The sequence below is a fragment of the Pseudomonas sp. GL_090 genome (genome assembly GCF_057837765.1).
This window is the reverse complement of the sequence record NZ_CM174452.1, coordinates 3,842,685-3,858,479: the sequence shown is the minus strand read 5'-3', so window position 1 is coordinate 3,858,479 and position 15,795 is coordinate 3,842,685. Positions and strand designations below refer to the sequence as shown.

Annotated in this window: 11 protein-coding genes and 1 pseudogene; 6 read left to right on the top strand and 6 right to left on the bottom strand. The window is 55.5% G+C overall.

The genetic code is table 11. The features are described 5' to 3' along the window. Positions 1 to 15: 15 nt before the first annotated feature. From AC3ITA_RS17230 to AC3ITA_RS17205, 6 genes are all read right to left on the bottom strand, one after another. Positions 16 to 1,143, bottom strand: coding sequence for an immunity protein Tsi6 family protein (locus AC3ITA_RS17230; RefSeq protein ID WP_489278013.1), 1,128 nt, complete (start codon positions 1,141 to 1,143; stop codon positions 16 to 18). A 242-nt stretch (positions 1,144 to 1,385) separates the two neighbouring features. After that, positions 1,386 to 2,513: an ADP-ribosylarginine hydrolase Tri1 gene (tri1, locus tag AC3ITA_RS17225; RefSeq protein WP_489278011.1), complete on the bottom strand. Its 1,128-nt coding sequence runs from the start codon at positions 2,511 to 2,513 to the stop codon at positions 1,386 to 1,388. A 42-nt stretch (positions 2,514 to 2,555) separates the two neighbouring features. Continuing rightward, complete coding sequence (locus AC3ITA_RS17220) at positions 2,556 to 2,852, bottom strand: hypothetical protein (RefSeq protein ID WP_150674128.1); 297 nt, start codon at positions 2,850 to 2,852, stop codon at positions 2,556 to 2,558. A gap of 142 nt (positions 2,853 to 2,994) precedes the next feature. Beyond that, entirely contained in the window at positions 2,995 to 3,228 is a 234-nt protein-coding gene (locus AC3ITA_RS17215; RefSeq protein WP_150674129.1) for a hypothetical protein, read from the bottom strand. After that, positions 3,229 to 3,780, bottom strand: coding sequence for a hypothetical protein (locus AC3ITA_RS17210; protein WP_412072633.1), 552 nt, complete (start codon positions 3,778 to 3,780; stop codon positions 3,229 to 3,231). A gap of 7 nt (positions 3,781 to 3,787) precedes the next feature. After that, entirely contained in the window at positions 3,788 to 4,798 is a 1,011-nt protein-coding gene (locus tag AC3ITA_RS17205) for a hypothetical protein (RefSeq protein ID WP_489278008.1), read from the bottom strand. 187 nt (positions 4,799 to 4,985) lie between these two features. Between AC3ITA_RS17205 and AC3ITA_RS17200 the strand changes: the two genes are divergently transcribed. The 6 genes and pseudogenes from AC3ITA_RS17200 to AC3ITA_RS17175 form a co-directional block, all read left to right on the top strand. After that, positions 4,986 to 6,839, top strand: a complete 1,854-nt coding sequence (locus AC3ITA_RS17200; protein ID WP_489278006.1) for a type VI secretion system Vgr family protein — start codon at positions 4,986 to 4,988, stop codon at positions 6,837 to 6,839. Between the two features lie 12 nt (positions 6,840 to 6,851). Next, positions 6,852 to 7,433, top strand: a complete 582-nt coding sequence (locus AC3ITA_RS17195; protein ID WP_414928116.1) for a DcrB-related protein — start codon at positions 6,852 to 6,854, stop codon at positions 7,431 to 7,433. 34 nt (positions 7,434 to 7,467) lie between these two features. Then, positions 7,468 to 7,935 carry a DcrB-related protein gene (locus AC3ITA_RS17190; protein WP_489278003.1) on the top strand — a complete coding sequence of 156 codons (468 nt, stop codon included), beginning with the start codon at positions 7,468 to 7,470 and terminating at the stop codon, positions 7,933 to 7,935. A gap of 5 nt (positions 7,936 to 7,940) precedes the next feature. After that, on the top strand, positions 7,941 to 12,164 hold the full coding sequence (locus tag AC3ITA_RS17185) for an RHS repeat-associated core domain-containing protein (RefSeq protein ID WP_489278001.1): 4,224 nt from the start codon (positions 7,941 to 7,943) through the stop codon (positions 12,162 to 12,164). A gap of 20 nt (positions 12,165 to 12,184) precedes the next feature. Beyond that, positions 12,185 to 12,520: a DUF7716 domain-containing protein gene (locus AC3ITA_RS17180; protein ID WP_489277999.1), complete on the top strand. Its 336-nt coding sequence runs from the start codon at positions 12,185 to 12,187 to the stop codon at positions 12,518 to 12,520. Positions 12,521 to 12,789: 269 nt separating this feature from the next. Then, a pseudogene (locus AC3ITA_RS17175) lies at positions 12,790 to 15,790 on the top strand (RHS repeat-associated core domain-containing protein); the annotation flags it as partial. Positions 15,791 to 15,795: the final 5 nt, after the last annotated feature.

Genomic DNA, 15,795 nt, shown 5'->3' with positions numbered 1-15,795 from the left:
TGTGTTTTCGGAGGGTCACTTTTCAACGCTCACAACGCTGATGGAGCCATTACTCCAGTCGACCGAGTAACTGAGGCCATTCCAGTTGCCAGCGATCAGCGCCGCGTTTTTGTCGCAGTGAAGACTGATGTAGGGTTTATCGGCTTGTGTACCGTGGGGACTTTCCTGGATGTACCAAAGCACTTTTCCATGGCTGGATAGTGCAAGGATGTTTTTGTTGGAAATGACATTTGGAGCGGGTTCGATCAATACCGCGAGCCTGTCGTCATGCGGCAAGGCGACTTTGACCGGGTGAGGCAGATCAATGGGTTGATTCGCTATCCATAGGATTCCATTGTCAACGCGGTACCACGTTTCGGTCATTACATTACCTCTAGCGCTATCCGTGAAGTCGCAGCAATGTCGTGTACGAGGAAGACTTTCCGGCGGCAATCCATTCGGCAGCTGAATCTTCAGGCCGCGTGCAATCTGAATGCCTATGTAGAAGGCATCCCCCAGTGCGCCGGCAAGTTCAGGATCGTCGGCTTCAAACTCTTTGCTGGCCCACGCGCCGATAGTCAATTGGTGCAGCCTGGCTTTATTTTTTTCAACGCCCAGCAACACGTTTCTGATGAATTGCAATTGGATCAGCGAGCTTGAGTAAATCTGGAACTCTGGACAGCCGTTGTATCTCAGGGCGGTGATGGTTATCGCATTGTCGATGTAGTTGAGGGCCGTTATCGGCGTTTTCAGACGGCGGTCCTTATCGGCTCCAGCGGTTTGATAGCTGCGCGACGCTACGTACTCATCAAACATTCGAACCTGCTCACCGGTCCGGGCAGAGTCTCGATCATAACCAACGTGTTTTCTATAGGTCAGGAATTGTTCTGATTCTGGTCCATGGGTCAGCAGCGAAACAATCGCCGCACATTGCACGAGCCAGTAAATTTCGAACGAGGATTCGGTGCCTCGACAATAGCCAAGATCTGTCGCTTTGCCGTACAAGTCTTGAGCCAGTTGGCTGGCGTAATCGCGGTTTATCGTGGTCTCTGAAGTCCGGTCGGCCGGGTCATTCGCTATGACGAAAACCCGATAACGCTGCAATAGGAGGGCATCCACAAGCGTCAGGTCCGGGCAGGCGGGGGGCATCAGCGGGACAAACACTTCTGGCCCACGATTGATCGGTAGTCAGGACAGGTTCCTTTCCACCCGGGAAAGTGGCTTGTCCACTTCGGTGTTGGGGGCTGCATCGACAACCTGCTCGGTGGGGGCGGGTGGGAGCTCTGTCTTTTGTCCTAAAAGGATTTTCAAACGATGCAATAGTTTTGACATGGAGTAGCCGTTCAGGGAATTTGATTTTGAGGAAAACTATCCGCTGACAAGAATTTCCAGGAGCACTTTCCGTTTCAGGGATTCCCATAAATCACTTCGTCCATCTCTTCATGGAGAGGGGCGCTTTCGAATAACTTTTGCGCCAGGTCTTGAATATGTTCTGACCAGGCGACCGTTTTGACCCATTCTTCAGGCATGCCCGTCACCCCGTAAAGCGCCCCGGCTATCTGGCCGGCTGTAGCTGCCACGCTGTCGGCGTCGTCCGCCAGATTGGCCGCCAACAGGACTGCATCCTTGAAGTTGTCGGTGTTCCAGACCGCCCACAGAACGGCTTCCAGCGTATCGATGACATAGCCGGAGGAGCGGATCTGATCGCGGGTTTTTTGTTTGTATTCGCCAGCGTTAATGATCAAGGGGCGGGGATACAAGGCACGAACCATTGAAGACAAGGTCTCTTCCTTGTTCGCGCCATTAAGGGCCAGGTGCAGTTGAGCGCCGAGCAGTTCGCAGCAATTTACGGCTTCTGCTGCCCTGTGAGTGCAGCGACTTTGTGCCGCGCTTTCCCGCCAGGTACCGGACAAGGAGTGGCGACGGAAAATAGCGGTGGGTGCCAGCCTGATGATTGTTCCGTTGCCGGCTGTGGACGGGTGAGCATTGCCGTACCAGTCGACGCCTTGCGCCATCAGGCCTTCCAGTGCGGTACGAGTGGCGTTGCCAATGTCAAAGCACTTTCCGTTGTGGCTGTTTTCGCCATTTTTATACCAGCGACAAAGCCTCTGCGTGTAGTCGCGGAAATCGAATTCCTTGTTTGCCACGTAGGTGTCTGCGAGAGCCAGTGCCATGCTGGTGTCGTCGGTCCACTCTCCCGGTTTCAGATTGAAAGGGCCACCGCCAACCATGTCACTGACATGTTGACGATCACGGGGCAGAAACTCGAGCGTTGTACCCACGGCATCGCCAATCGCGAGCCCCAGCAGGCAACCTTTTGCGCGGTCCAGCGCCTGCTCTTCAGTGAGGGTGCAAGGCCTGGAAGTCAGCCACTCAGGCTTCCTGTTCGGATATCTGGGGGCGTCCGGCTGCAATATAGGGTCCATGCGCTGACGTAGTTGAGGAGAGGGCGGTGGAAGCAGGTGGTCGTAACGCTCGGTGTATTGGGTGAGCGCTTCGTTTGAGCTTCTGAGATCAATAAGTTTGTTTAACATCTCGGCACCAGGCAATGATCTGTCACGACATATCGTCTGACTTCAGATCCGTTCAAATGCGTCCCACAATATCTGTCGCAAAGCATCCAGTCTTGCATTGGCAGCGACTCGCTGTTCGGCGGTACCTCGATCAATGTAGACGTCTGAGAAACCTGATTTACTGCCTGCCATTGTTCTATACATTGAATTCGCTTGTGCCCATTCATTACTGTCCGGTAAAGGGTCGTCGGAAAGCAGGCGGATTATCGCGTTTATTCCTGAATCAAAATTTCGGCAGCTCTCACTGTGAAAGATTTCTTTGAGCGTAATAAGCAGTGCTGTCAGGTTTGAGTTTGTCATGCGCTGCATTCGTGACGTTTATCAGTTGTGCTAACTATTCCTTTTTTTTTGACATGTTCAGGTGACGTTAGCTCCATGCTATGTCTGAGTTGACCCCTTTTCCCTCAATAGTTTTCAATGAATAGCTTGTCGTCACACAACATTATCGACGAGAGCGACCTCTATCGTAGTCCTGGCGGTTGATCTCCTCGCCAAAGCGCAGCGCTTCATTGAATAAACGGTTGTCATGAGGGACTGGTTGAATGCTCTCTTCGTCGCCGTAGAATCGTACGAATACCTGCTTCGAATGATGGTCCCATCGAAAGGTGACTTCTTCGTAGGGGTAGTCAACAAATATGTCTTCATTGGCGAAACGCTCACCCTTCGGAATAGCCATTCACCTGCCATCCACTTGGATGCACACTTCCTGATTGCCGATCATTTTGCAAGGCCAGTTGTCATTGATGTAGCGAGTCGGCTTGAAGCAGGCATTTTTGTCGTTTACCCAAAACAACTGCCACGCCGACCCGGAGATAAGAAGTTTAGGGCAAGGGGTGTAGTCTCTGTAGAGCAATGTAAGTGTGGTCAGGATCATAATCGCAGGAACAATATAAATTATTGTCTTGACCGAGAGATACATCATTAGTGCTGAGAATCTGTGTAAAAATGAGTTATTTGGTGGGTCAAATTTTTTTCCAGTCCATACAGCAATGGAAGCTCCTATGATCGTGAGCAAAACAGCAGGCGGTGCCATTAGGAGGCAGAATGCTAAGTAGGGGGTCTCTACAACTGGAGCGTTTCGGTAGATGCGCCCGTAAATCGGTAGCACGTGCTCCCAAAGCCAATACAATGAAAATGCACCCATCAGGGTCATGATAAAAACAAGTGCCAAAGCGCTGAGTCTGAAGGCCAGCGGAGACATGATGTGTTCAGGTGCGAAAGATTTCATTTGGATCCTAAAATTTAGGAAGCTTAAAATTTGAAAAGTTTGGTAGTTCCGGGGCTTTTGGCCAACTAGGTAGTGGTAGATCGCCGGGCTGAATTTTTCGGAGGATCCAGGATTTTGTTTCGTCGTATGCCTGATCAAGAAGTTGGTTAATGATACTGGCAGCGACTTTTTCCGTATAAATTTGCAAGTCTTTAGCACTAACTCTGGTCGCTTGCTCATGTAGGTAACGTATGTTGTCCACGGCATAGCGCATTCCGGATTTTACACTGTTTTTTATTCCGTAGTTGTTGTCTAGTGCGTTCAATCCAATGCCGATGCCGAATACAAGGATTGCTCCGGCTATGACCGGTAGTGCAGCGAAGGCAAGAGAGGTTCCGACTAACGTTGCAACTGCATACCCAATCGCAGTCGCAATCCCTGCTTTAATCAATTCAACGCCAACACCCGCAAACAAGTCAGTAAGTACGGCCTCGTCATTGAACGCCCACTCCGCTACTTCAATGCCAACCGCAACATAGCAGGAAAGTTTAAATCCTTTTATCGACGACCCTCGAATGCCATATCGACCTATGCCAACTTCAATTAATTGAGCGTTTCGAATCCCATAGCGGGTTCCTTTCAAACGGTTCCGCAATCCTGGATATCCGGTTAGAACGACATATTGCTTGCCGTTATTAATCAAAACCTTAATCTTGGTCCCGAACCCGCCAATATCGCTGAGCAAGCGGCTGACGTTGTACGCATCATAAGCGCCCAACGCTGCCGGTACGCCCCAGGTAGTATTGACGAACTGATGTACGGTGGCGTTGTAGATGGATTGAGTGTTCCCCCAGAGACCATCCAGCATGCCCGGTTGCGTTCGGTAACAAATTTGCGGTGACTGTGTGCCAATACTTGAGGAGGCATTGCGTTCTGCCATCATCGCGTTTGCGTCGTCCATGCTCAGGACGACCATTTCGCGTTGATTACTGTCCATGTCTCGGTCCAGCTGCTTGAGTTGTGTCTCGCTCAAACTCATGACGAACTCCCTGTCAGTGTGTCTACTCGCCTTGCGTGGCAAGCTCCCGTGGCGAAGGGTGCACTGACAGAAAAATAAAATCAAACAGGCGAATTGCCATCATTCTGAAGTGTTTCGTTGCCTTGACAAAGAACTTTCAAGAGGTTTCCATCGCCGACTTCAGGCCAATTTTTGCAGGATGCAACGCATGATATCGGAACTCATCGGGCAGATTACCGCCCAGAATAATCGGCTCATCACCTTCGATTCCCCGTTGCCACCCGAGCAGGAACTGATCCTGGAGAGCTTTGGCGGTGAGGAGGGGCTTTCGATTCTGTTTGAATATGATTTGCAGCTTTTGTCCACCGACGCAACGATCGAACTTAAAAAGTTGATCGGCAAGAAAGTGTCCATGGAAATAGCTTTAGCGGATGGTGGCTCGAAAGTTATCAATGGCCATTGTTCACACTTCAATCACGTTGGTGCCAACGCCGGTGTCGCCAAATACGTGGCCAAGGTTGTACCTTGGTTATGGATACTGAGTCGGCGTCGTGATTCGCGGATTTTTCAAGATAAGACCATTGAAGAGATCATCAAGGAGGTTTTTTCCTATTACCTCAGTTTGGCCAGCTATGAATTTAGATTGAGCCGGCCTTTAAAACCTGTCAGTTATTGCACGCAGTATCAGGAGTCGGACCTCAATTTTGTACTCAGACTCCTGCAGCAGGAAGGCTTGTTTTTTAATTTCGAGCACAGTAAAGATGATCATCGCATGGTCATTTTTGATGAGAGCCTTAACTTTGAACCGTTGCCCGATCAGCCGACTATCCGTTTCCACACGGCCTCTGTCACTGAAGAGTCTGACTCCATTACCGAATGGTCATCGCAGCGTACTCTCCATTCGACACGACTGTCATTGAAGTCATTTGATTACAAACAGCCTAATTTCCAAAATCAGGTGCAACTCCAGACTATCGCCAGGCAAGGCGATGTGGGGCAGTATGAGGTGTTTGAATACGAAGGGCTCTACGGCTATTCAGATCCAGAACATGGTCAGCAAATAGCACGCAATCGTTTGGAGGCAATGGAAGTACAGGGCAAGACCTTTCAGGGCAAAAGTAACTGTCGTGCCATGCAGCCTGGCTATTATTTCGAATTGACTCAACATTACGATCATGACAAAGGTGCTGTAGAGGATAGGCAGTTCCTGATTTTGAGCGTGAAACACTTTGGGCGTAATAACTATACCGGTGACGGAGAGGCGTTCTACCAGAATCAATTCATTTGTATCCGCCGCAAGATCCCATTCAAAGCACCGATGAGTACCCCGCGGGCATTGATCAGTGGCCCACAAACCGCCATCGTCGTCGGCCCACCCGGCGAAGAGATCTACACCGACGAACTGGGTCGCGTAAAAGTGCAGTTCCACTGGGACCGCTATGGCGAGTTCAACGACAAAAGCTCCTGCTGGGTCCGCGTCGCCCAATCTGGAGCCAGCGGCGGTTTCGGTAGCATTCAGATCCCTCGTGTAGGCGACGAGGTCGTCGTGGTATTCCTTGATGGCAACCCTGACCGCCCGCTGATCATGGGCAGCCTCTACAACAGCCAGAACACGCCACCATGGTCGCTCCCGGCAAACAAGACCCAGAGTGGTTTCTTGACCCGGTCGATGAAAGGCAATGGCGGCACGGCCAACTTCTTCCGCTTCGAAGACAAGTCCGGTGCCGAGCAGATCATCGTGCATGCCGAGCGCAACATGGACACCGAGATCGAGGTCGACGAGACCCACAGTGTCGGCAGCAACCGCACGATCACGGTCGGCGGCACGCACACCGAAACGATCAAGAAAGACACGGTGATGAATGTCCAGGAAGGCTCGCTGACGATCCAGGTCGACAACCAGTTCATTCAGGTCAGTGCCAAACAGCACATCATTCTTCAGGTGGGAGACAGCAGCATCACCCTCACGCCAGACGGCATCGAGATCAAGGGCAAGGCGATCACCACGACGAGTACCGGCACGACCCAGATCACCGGTTCCGAGGTCAGGGTCAATGATTGAGGTAACGGCGCCATGACCAGAGTCAGTCTCTACGATCGTATTTCCGAAAAGCGTATTGCGCGGGAAGAAGCCGAACGCCTTGCCCAGCAGAACGCGCTCCTCGTTCAGCCTGAGCCCGAGCCGGAACCCGAACCTGTGGTGGCGCTGCAAGACACGCCCAGCAGTTTCAGCTTCGGTGGCTTCAACCTGGCATTCCCGACGGGGTTCAATTTCCGCGAGGTCCAGACCACCCTCGAGCACGAAGGCGAGCCGGTCAGCCTGATGATCAAGCGTCGAGATGTGCAACAGGGGCAGACGCTGGAGCAGCTTTTCGAGGTCGCGGTGCAGGCGTTTCGCGAGGAACACCCGGACCTGCGCATCATCCGCCAGCGCGATGTCAGCGTGGCCGGCAGTGCGGCGAAAGCCGTGGATCTGCATTTCAAGTCCGGTCATGCCGATCGCCACGCGCGCCTTGTCGGTGCCCTGGTGCCTGTTGCCGGGCGTGACGATGCGCAATGGCTGAGCATTGCTTGCGAGATTGATCCGGTCCGGCCTGCGCTCAGTCTGTGGCTGGTTGATTTTGACGGCATGCTCGATGGCCTTACCGTCCGCTGAACACCCTTTTTTTGATTCAAGGAAGTTACCCAAAATGGATTATGAGTTGCAGGAAGGCAGCATCGCGTTGCCGCAAGGTTTTCAGGACCGCACGGTGAACATGTTTGTGCTGGGGGCGAGCATTCCGGCGCCGTTGAGCATCACTATTTCCCGGGACACATTACTGCCCGGCGAAGCGCTCAAGGCCTACGTCGAGCGTCAGATCAAGATGCTCGCGTCCAAGTTGCGCGGCTATACGCTGCTGGGCAAGAAGGCCGTTGCGCTGTCGACCACGGCACCGATCGAGGGCGTGCAGATCGATGCGTATTACATGACTGATGGCCGACCTTTCTATCAGCGCCAGGCGGCGTTTCTGATCGAGCCTGGACGCGCGATCATTTTTTCCACCACAGCCCAGGCTGACTTCAGCAGCGAGCAGAATCAGAACTGGATTGACCTGCTGGCGAGCTTTCAACCTCGCCAGCCCGGCGGCCCCAAGACCGACTCCAGCGCACAGGAGTAACGGCCATGTTCGAAGCCGCAAGGTTTGGCGATGAACTGTCGCACACCAGTGCCCTGGGCGGGTTTCTCATCGGCGCGGCGCTCGGCATCGCGCTGATTGCCACGGTGGCGATCGCGACGTTCACCTGTGGGTTTGGCGTGGCTTTGTTGGCGGGCCTGGCCGCAGGCGTCGGAGGTAGCCTGCTCACCGCGGCCGGGGAGAAGATCGGCAGTATGTTTTCTTCACCCGCGGGGACCATCGTCACCGCGTCGCCCAACGTCTTCATCAACAGCCGCAAGGCGGCCCATGTCGAAAAAAGCACGGGCGCCTGCGACAAGCATCCCGGGCCGGTAAAGGTCGCCGAAGGCTCGACCAACGTCTTCATCAACGGCACAGCCGCCGCCCGCAAGGGCGACAAGTTGACCTGCGGCGCGACACTCTCCAGCGGTTCGGACAACGTCTACATCGGGGGTGGGACCCACCGCTATCTGCCAGTCGACGACGAGATCCCCGGTTGGCTGCGGACCACAGTCGACATCCTCATGGCGGTCGCCGGTGCGGCCGGTGGTATTGCCCAATTGATCAAGGCCGGGACCCAGGCCGGCATGAAAGCCGTCATGCCCTGCGCACTGAAATTCACCGCCGGTTTCGTCGCCGGTGAGGTCGCCTCGCGTTACGTCGTGGGGCCGGCCATCGAGCGCGCGGTGGGAGGCTTGATCGGCAACCCGGTCGACGCCACCACCGGCCGCAAGGTCATTCCCGACGAAACCGACTTCAGCCTGCCGGGCCTGATGCCGATTCAATGGTCCCGCTTCTATGCCAGTGACCTGAGCGCTGACAGCGTGCTTGGCCAGGGCTGGGTCTTGCCCTGGGAGCAAAGCCTGCGTCGCAGTGGTGCGTTCGTTTACCTCACCGACAATCAGGGGCGTAGCGTTCCGTTCGTGGACGTGCAGCCGGGGGAGCGCATCTACAACCCCCATGAACAGGTGCATCTGGTCTGCACCGAGGGCGGTCACTACCTGCTGCAAACCCTGGACAACACGTTTTTCTACTTCGGCGAAGTCGCGGACGACAACATCCCGGTACCGCTGCAGCGCATCGAAAACGCCCTGGGCCACTTCCTGCATTTCACCCACACCGCCGAAGGCACGCTCACCGACATCAGCGCCACCGGCGGCGTGCGGGTGCACCTGCATTACGACAACCCGCTGGGCCGCCTGACCGACGTCAGACGCGTGGTCGACAACGAGGCCGTTGAAACCCTGGTGCAGTACCGTTACGACGACAACGGCCAGCTCGCTGAAGTCATCAACCGCAACGGCGATTCAGTGCGCCGTTTCAGCTACATCGACGGCGTGATGGCCAGTCACAGCAATGCCCTGGGCCTGAGCTGCAACTACCGCTGGGACCACATCGACGGCCAGCAACGGGTAGTGGAGCACTGGACCAGCGATGGCGAACGTTTCCAGTTCCGCTATGACATCAAGGCACGCACCACACAAGTCACCGACGTGCTCGGGCGCGAAACGGAGATTCACTACAACGCCGATCATCGCGTCACCGCCAGCCGCGACTTCGGGGGCGAGCACTACGTCATCGACATCGATGACACCGGCAATATGACCGGCCTGACATTGCCCGACGGCAACAGGCTCCAGCTCAAGTACGACGAGTACTCGCGCCTGCTCGAAGAGACCGACCCGCTCGGGCGCACGATCAAATACCGTTATCACCACCTGACCCCGCTGGTCACGCAGGTGGACTACCCCGACGGCAGCACCTGGCAAGCCCGCTACGACGACCAGGGCAACCTCATCGCCGAAGTCGACGCCTTCGGCCACACCACCGAATACCTCAACGGCGACGACGGCCTGCCGCACACCATCATCGACGCGACCCACAAGTCCAAATACCTGTGGTGGAACACCCTGGCCCAGGTCGAACGCTTCCAGGATTGCTCGGGTAAAAACACCATCTACCGCTTCGACGAGCGCCAGCATCTGGTCGCCGTCACCGACGCGCTGGGCCAGACCACTACGCTGGAACGCAAGCCCGACGGCGAAGTGCTGCGCATCAAACACCCGGACGGCAGCACCGAATCGTTCACCTATAACCCCCTCGGCCAAGTGCTGACGCACACCGACGGCAAGGGCCAGACCACCCGCCTGCTGCGCACCGCTCGCGGTCTGCCAAGCAGTCGCCAGGACGCCAAGGGCCAACGCATCCGCTACGAATACGACCCGGCGATTCGCCTGACCGCGCTGATCAACGAAAACAACGCGGCGTACCAGTTCGCCTACGATGCCTCGGACCGGTTGATCGAAGAAAAACGCATCGACAACCTGACCCGGCGCTTCAGCTACAACATCGGCGGGCATCTGACCCAGGTCGACGAAACCGGCTACGGCGAACGCGGTGAGCGGCCACAGCGCCGCACCGAGTTCGAGCGCGATAGCATCGGCCGGCTGCTGGCCAAGCTCAACGCCGACGCCCGTCAGGATTACGTGTACGACGACGCTGATCGCCTGCTGTCGATCCAGCGCCAGCCGACCGCGCAGGGCAAGCAAATCGGCGTCAGCGAAGAAACGCTGGAATTCGCCTACGACCTGCTCGGCCGACTGGTCCAGGAGACCACGGCTCAGGGTGCCTTGTCCTACGAATACGACCCACTGAGCAACCTCACCACCCTGACGTTGCCCACCGGCCAACACCTCAATCACCTGTACTACGGCAGCGGCCACCTGCACCAACTCAACCTCGACGGCCAGCTCATCAGCGACATCGAGCGCGACGACCTGCACCGCGAAGTCCTGCGCACCCAGGGCACGCTCACCAGCTGCTTCGGCTACGACGCCATGGGTCGCAAGAGCTGGCAGTTCGCCTCGCGCCTGCCGGCGGAAAAACTCTCGAAAATCCACAACCCCGGCATCCAGCCCGACCTGCTGGTCGAACATGCCTACAACCCGATCCATCGCCGGCACCAGTACGACCCCGCTGGCGAGTTGACCCGCACCCTCGACAAACTGCGCGGCGAGATCAAGTACCAATACGAAGCCAACGGCCAGTTGCACAGTCGCGACACCGGCCGGCTGATCGACAGTGAAGAATTCCGCTACGACGCCGCGGCGAACCGGCTGAACTTCAACACCAGCCAGTTTGACCACGTCAAGGACAACCGCCTCAAACGCTGGCGGGATCAGGAATATGCCTTTGATGCGTGGGGCAACCTGATTGAAAAACGCAGCGGCATGGGCAAGCTGCAGACGTTTGGTTATGACTGTGAGAATCGCTTGGTGCGGGCCGAGACGCTGGTTAACGGCAAGCTGGAAAGTACCGGTGCGTATCGGTATGACAGCCTGGGGCGACGGGTTGCCAAGGTTTCAGAGGTCAACGGCAAGACCGAGCAGAAGCACTTTTTGTGGCAAGGCTTGCGGATGCTGCGCGAAGAGCGTCCGGGGCAGAGCAGTCTGTACCTGTATGAGCCGGGGAGTTATGCGCCGTTGGCGCGGGTGGATCAGGCGGAAGGTGAAGCGCAGAAGCTTTACTACTTCCATACCGATCAGATTGGTACGCCGCTGGAGATGACTGACGCGGACGGGAGCATTGTCTGGCAGGCGACGTACAAGGCGTGGGGGACGGTTGAAAAGCTGGCGGTCAATGACGTCGAGCAGAATTTGCGGTTTCAGGGGCAGTATTTTGACGACGAGACGGGGCTGCACTACAACACGTTTCGGTATTACGATCCGGAGGTGGGGCGGTTTGTTACGCAGGATCCGATTGGATTGTTGGGTGGGGAGAATCTTTACAAGTATGCTCTCAACGCACAGATGTGGATTGATCCGCTCGGATTGGCTAACCGACCTAATAATGGTCAGTATAATATTTTTCATGATCACACCTTAGATCCTCAGTATAGATATTCTAGTGATTCTGTTCAATTCAATAGAGCAAATACAGATCTCTTGAATCGAATGGAAGCAAACCCTGAATTCAGAAAAGACATGCTGAACCGTTATCCGAAACTTGACGAATGGGCTAAGTCAGGAAATAAAAGCGTTAGTCCTCCAGATCTCACCTGGCACCATCATGAGGATGTGAACAGACTTTCTCTTGTGGATCGGGTGGACCATAGGTCTAATCATGCGCTATACCATCCCACAGGAAAAGGCGGGCGGGACATATGGGGTGGAGGTGCACCGGGTCGAAAAGGTAAGCTTAATGGGGCTACAGGAAAAATTTGCTGCGGATAAATGATGATTGGAGTGATTATATGTTACCGCGAAATCAGTACTACAAATTGTCTGAAATAATTGATTGCCTGAAGGCTACCGGGGAGCAGGGTGACGATTTTTGTCTGTATGGTGATGATCAAGAACAGCTCGACTTAGCCACTAGCTATTTCATTGCCGATTACCCGGAGGTAAATAATGATAGGGAAATCTATCCGGGATCTGTTCAAGAGAAAGGCCTCGATTATCTATATTCTGGGCAGCAATTTGCTGACGTAGTGACATTGTTATTGGAGCAGAAGCCAGATGCTGTCCATGATGATTATGTTAAAGCGTTAAATTACTATCAGGAAAATGATGATTTTATGAGTTTTTAGTTGCTTGAATGATAGGGTGAGTGCTGGTTTAAGGTGGCGACGCTTTCTGTGCTATATACTTTCGCATCGGGTTGTTAGTGATTTTTAGGTGGTGCAGCCGATCTTTAAGAATTTGTTGATGTAATTGTGCGGGGCTCTATGTGTCCCGCATGTATTTGTCTTTTTTTGTTCTTGCGGATTAGATAGATGTATCGCGGATACAAACTCCGTCATCGATGTAAGTCGTTTCTGCAGATGTTTTTTAGCATTCTGGATTGCTGGTCAGGTTGGGACTGCATCTGGCCCTAGAACAAAGCCTGCGCCGCAACGGCAAGTTTGTTTACCTCACTGACAACCAGGGTCGCACCATCCCGTTTGTGGACGTGCAACCGGGCGAGCGTATTTATAACCCCCATGAACAGGTGTATCTGGTTTGCACGGTAGGCGGCCACTACCTCCTGCACACCCTCGACAACATATTCTTCTACTTCGGCGAAGTGCCGGACGATAACTCCAACGTCCCGCTGCAACGCATTGAAAACGCCCTCGGGGGCTATTTGCATTTCACCCGCACCGTCGAAGGCACCCTGACCGATATCAGTGCGCCCGGTGGCGTACGTATCCATCTGAACTACGAACATCCGCTGGGTCGCCTCACCGATGTCAGGCGCGTGGTGGACAATCAAGCGGTTGAAACCCTAGTCCAGTATCGTTACGACGACAACGGCCAGCTGTGCGAAGTGATCAACCGCAACGGCGATTCGATGCGTCGTTTCAGCTACGCCGAAGACCTGATGGCCAGCCACAGCAACGCTCTGGGCCTGGGCTGTCATTACCGTTGGGAAACCATTGATCAGCAGCCTCGCGTGGTCGAACACTGGACCAGCGACGGCGAGCATTTTCACTTCCGCTACGACTTCAAACAGCGCACGTCCTGGGCTGTTGATGTGCTGGGGTGTGAACTGGAAGTGCATTACAACGAAGACCGTCGGGGTATTGCCAGCCGCGATTACGGCGGCGAGCGCTACGCCATTGACCTGGATGAAGCTGGAAATCTGATTGGCATTACGCTGCCCGATGGCAATCAGCTGGCCTTCAAGTACGACGATTTCTCCCGCCTGATCGAAGAGACCGATCCGCTCGGCCGGACCGTCAAATACAAGCACCATCTCAACACTACGTTGATCACCGAGACGATCTTCGCGGACGACAGCGTCTGGAAAACCCGCTACGACGACAAGGGCAACCTCATCGCCGAAGTCGACGCCCTTGGCCACACCACTGAATACCTCAACGGCGACGACGGCCTGCCGCACACCATCATCGACGCGACCCACAAGTCCAAATACCTGTGGTGGAACACCTTGGCCCAGGTCGAACGCTTCCAGGATTGCTCGGGTAAAAACACCACCTACCGCTTCGACGAGCGCCAGCACCTGGTCGCCGTCACCGACGCGCTGGGCCAGACCACCACCCTGGAACGCAAACCCGACGGCGAAGTGCTGCGCATCAAACACCCGGACGGCAGCGCCGAATCGTTCACCTATAACGCCCTCGGCCAGGTGCTGACGCACACCGACGGCAAAGGCCAGACCACCCGCCTGCTGCGCAACGCTCGCGGTCTGCCAAGCAGTCGCCAGGACGCCAAGGGCCAGCGCATCCGCTACGAGTACGACCCGGCGATTCGCCTGACCGCGCTGATCAACGAAAACAACGCGGCGTACCAGTTCGCCTACGATGCCTCGGACCGGCTGATCGAAGAAAAACGCATCGACAACCTGACCCGACGCTTCAGCTACAACCTGGGCGGGCATCTGACCCAGGTCGATGAAACCGGCTACGGCGAACGCGGCGAGCGGCCACAGCGCCGCACCGAGTTCGAGCGTGACAGCATTGGCCGACTACTGGCCAAACTCAATGCCGATGCCCGTCAGGATTACGTGTATGACGACGCTGATCGCCTGCAGTCGATCCAGCGCCAGCCGACCGCGCAGGGTAAGCAAATCGGCGTCAGCGAAGAAACGCTCGAGTTTTCCTACGACCTGCTCGGCAGACCTGGTCCAGGAGACGACGGCGCAAGGCACCTTGTCCTACGAATACGACCCACTGAGCAACCTCACCACCCTGACGTTGCCCACCGGCCAACACCTCAATCACCTGTACTACGGCAGCGGCCACCTGCACCAACTCAACCTCGACGGCCAGCTCATCAGCGACATCGAGCGCGACGACCTGCACCGCGAAGTCCTGCGCACCCAGGGCACGCTCACCAGCTGCTTCGGCTACGACGCCATGGGCCGCAAGAGCTGGCAGTTCGCCTCGCGCCTGCCGGCTGAAAAACTCTCGAAAATCCACAACCCCAGCATCCAGCCCGACCTGCTGGTGGAGCACGCCTACAACCCGATCCACCGCCGTCACCAGTACGACCCGGCCGGCGAGTTGACCCGCACCCTCGACAAACTGCGCGGCGAGATCAAATACCAATACGAAGCCAACGGCCAGCTGCACAGCCGCGACACCGGCCGGCTGATCGACAGTGAAGAATTCCGCTACGACGCCGCGGCGAACCGGCTGAACTTCAACACCAGCCAGTTTGACCACGTCAAGGACAACCGCCTCAAGCGCTGGCGGGATCAGGAATATGCCTACGATGCGTGGGGCAACCTGATTGAAAAACGCAGCGGCATGGGCACGCTGCAGACGTTTGGTTATGACTGTGAAAATCGGTTGGTACGGGCTAAGACGTTGGTTAATGGCAAGCTGGAAAGTACCGGTGCGTATCGTTACGACAGCCTGGGGCGGCGGGTTGCCAAGGTTTCAGAGGTCAAGGGTAAAACCGAGCAGAAGCACTTTTTGTGGCAAGGCCTGAGGATGCTGCGTGAGGAGCGTCCGGGGCAGAGCAGTCTGTACCTGTATGAGCCGGGGAGTTATGCGCCGTTGGCGCGCGTCGACCAGGCAGAAGGTGAAGAGCACAAGCTTTACTACTTCCATACCGACCAGATTGGTACGCCGCTGGAGATGACTGACGCGGGCGGGAGCATTGTCTGGCAGGCGACGTACAAGGCGTGGGGGGCGGTTGAGAAGCTGGCGGTCAATGACGTCGAACAGAACCTGCGGTTTCAGGGGCAGTATTTCGACGACGAGACGGGGCTGCACTACAACACGTTTCGGTATTACGATCCGGAGGTGGGGCGGTTTGTTACGCAGGATCCGATTGCTCTATCAGGAGGAATGAATTTTTACTCGTACGCACCAAGCCCTAATAACTGGGTTGATCCATTAGGCTGGTGTTCTAC